Source organism: Pseudomonas sp. Pseusp3 (assembly GCF_047304225.1).
Taxonomy (GTDB): domain Bacteria; phylum Pseudomonadota; class Gammaproteobacteria; order Pseudomonadales; family Pseudomonadaceae; genus Aquipseudomonas; species Aquipseudomonas fluorescens_CD.
The window spans coordinates 1-2,912 of record NZ_JBGLYV010000204.1 but is presented as its reverse complement, the minus strand read 5'-3'; the positions used below and the strand labels follow the sequence as shown (position 1 = coordinate 2,912).

3 protein-coding genes are annotated in these 2,912 nt (G+C 52.5%); all 3 read right to left on the bottom strand.

Going from position 1 to position 2,912, the window contains the following annotated elements:
- The coding region (locus tag ACCD00_RS30425) for an aromatic amino acid lyase (protein WP_413428896.1) at nt 1-209 on the bottom strand (209 nt) is incomplete at its 3' end.
- A 586-nt stretch (nt 210-795) separates the two neighbouring features.
- Entirely contained in the window at nt 796-1,443 is a 648-nt protein-coding gene (locus ACCD00_RS30420) for a hypothetical protein (protein ID WP_413428895.1), read from the bottom strand.
- A 701-nt stretch (nt 1,444-2,144) separates the two neighbouring features.
- On the bottom strand, nt 2,145-2,912 hold a 768-nt coding region (locus ACCD00_RS30415; RefSeq protein ID WP_413428894.1), incomplete at its 5' end, for a hypothetical protein.

Below are 2,912 nucleotides of genomic sequence, written 5' to 3'. Positions count from 1 at the left end.
CTGGCGATGCGGGTCGAGGCCAGCAGGCCGAAACCGGTGTTGATCCCGTAGGCGGTGCGGTTCTCGGCGAGGATCTGCTCCACGCAGGCCACGCTGGCCTCGATCTGGGCCGCAGCGCTGTGGTCGAGGGTCAGTTTCACCGGCTGCTGATAGACGTCACGCAGTTGGGTCAGGCTCAGTTGGCCGGGGATCAGGTTCAGTGTGTGCATTTTCAGGCTCCTATAACCGGGGTAATCATTGGCAGGCTCAAGCCCTGCGCTTTGGCACATTCAATTGCAATCGGGTAACCGGCATCGACGAGTCACGAAACGTTGCAGGTTTACTGTCAGTCACGAAAAAGACGCTTAAGCGATCAATTCAAGCCAACCCAGGCAGTGGGCAAGCCAGCCTGTGCGCATCGTTGCGCGACAAGCGAATCAGTGGCTGTCGCGGAGAGCCTCAAAGGACTCATACGCACACGCATTTACTTGTACATACAATCATATGCAATCAAGCGGCCAACTTGTTGGACAGGCATTCAAGAAAAATTCGGAAGGGCTGGAGAGCGCCAGAATCAAGGGCTCTGGCGTTGGTGAAATTTTCGAGGGGATTTTTTGAGGACGAGGTGATTGTTACCTGAGCGTGGTTTTACGCTACACCGGTGGGGGTTGGTAACACCGAGGCTCACTTCTTCAGGACGGGACAGACTCAAAACAAAAGGGCCTTGCGGTGCAGGTCCGGGTTGAAACCTGCACCAGGAAAATCGCCACCTCTCGGGCTCTGGGCAAGCCCGCAGGATTTACCCGCAGAACCGGCTTAGCATGCGCCTGCCACTGTTCGCTGAGGCGCAACGTAGACGTCCTGTTGTTTCGCTCGCTGGGTCAGCACCAGCATCGCCAGGAACCCGAGCACAATCAGTACCGGATACGCCATCAACAGTTCGGAAAGGGAAAATTTCCAGGCCAAAGGGCGCCCGACACCCAGCATGGCGGCATACATCCAGGACACGGCGGACAACGAACCGCAGGCCAACGCCAGCATCCGTGCACTGAATCCGAGGTTGAGCAAGGAGCCTGCCTTTTGCAGTGCCGGCAGTACCATGCGATGCAACAGGACGCCGTTGTAACTCAGCAACGCGACAATAATCACTTTGGCTTGAAGCTTTGGATTCATGAAGTATTCGACACCTTTATCCTGGTAATCAATACCGACGACAGCGATCCCCGTTATCCACAAAGCTATTAGTGCAACGACCACAGACTTTTGGAGACTTTCCATGTGAGCATTATCATGCTCAGTGAGCACCTTCCGCCTTAAAAGATCTTTAACCATCGCGACATCACTGGTCAACACCAGACCAATGGCTACACAACACGCCACCAAATGAACGTAAACAACACCCAGACGCAAAAACTCCAGGAATTCTTTATTCCCCAGCAGACTCATAATTGTATTTATCGCCACGGTAATTTCTCCACCTTATTCGACAGTACAGATCGACTTTTTAACAAGATTCTTAAACATAAAAACCCTGTGCGACCTTACTTCTACAAGATAAGCCAAATCATCGACTCGGCACTGTTAACCTCATTGATTCGTTTGGCAAATCAATGACCGGCTTGTTTATTACCTCCCTGAACTTCAGATACCCCCCATTTGCACTCACTGCATTTGAGATTCGATTTCCACTTCTTTTTAGCAATTTCGCGAGCAGGTCATGGCTGACACGCTGAAGAATCAGAGGCCCCAGACGCTCCAATGTTCATTTTTCGAACAAGCCACCGACAAACGGTGTCGTAGCGCAAGTGCAACTGAAGTGACAGTAACAAGCAAACTTCCCCGCTATTCCCCGCGACAGCTGGGCTGATTGATTACATGCACTTCGACGACTGCATATTGGATCCACCAGTTGTTATACATCCCATAACTCGCGCAATAGCGAGCGGCTCTCATCCACAACAAATACCAACTGCATACTCCACGATAACCCGGCGACCCTTTTCAAGCCGGCAGCAACGCAGGATTAATTGAAACTATCAGGGTATCAATCAAGTACATCAGCGATGTGGTGGTTTGGTTCACCAAGGCAGCACAAACTGCATTACGAAAATCCAGATTAATACCGGAAGCAACTCACGACTGCACTTGCTGGTTGCGCGGCGTGCTCAAAATCCGAAGTAAACAAATGCCGTAGCTACAGCGATACCCCACGCGGCCAACGCCATCACCGTTGAGTTGTACGCAAACCGGGAATCTCCCAATCGCTGCAAGCCGGGCTTCGAAAAACCGGTCTGGTCATAACGGCAATGCATGATTGCCCGGTAGGTATACAGGAGGCCGACCAGCAGAAACAGGGTGATCAGGCCGAGGACAAGTCCACGCCTGATAGCCGGTTTAACCAATGGCGCCAGGTGATCCTGTTTGCAGGCAACGCTATCGACTTGCGTAACGGTAATTCGCTGATAGTCCGTCAAGGACTTCTTTTGGCCGACCTGGATTGCAGCTTGTTGCTCCAGATCCAGTGCCTGATACTTCCAGAGCGTTGACGATCCTTTTCGGCAGAAGGTAAATGCAGCAGGACTTGAGACGGCGATAATAAAAGCGTCGTTGATATCCAGCTTTTTCAGCGTTTCCGTGGCTGACCTGGTGAAGCCCAGGTCGAAGACCGAAGTAACCCCGGTAGCAGAAGCCGCGACCGCAACCAACAGGCTGCTCAAGAGGCAGATGGCTGAAATGTTCAAGGCCGGGTTTCCTTTTTCCATTGGTTTTTTTGATTTCGCAGTTCGGTTCCAACCTGCTTTGACGAGCGCCAGTACGCTGCTGGCACCCCGATACCTGACGGGCAATTGAATGGAAGGAGAAAGGGAGGGCTTCCATTGCCCTCCCCTCCCTCTACTGTCCCGCCCTCCTGCGACGGTACTGACCAGGACCTC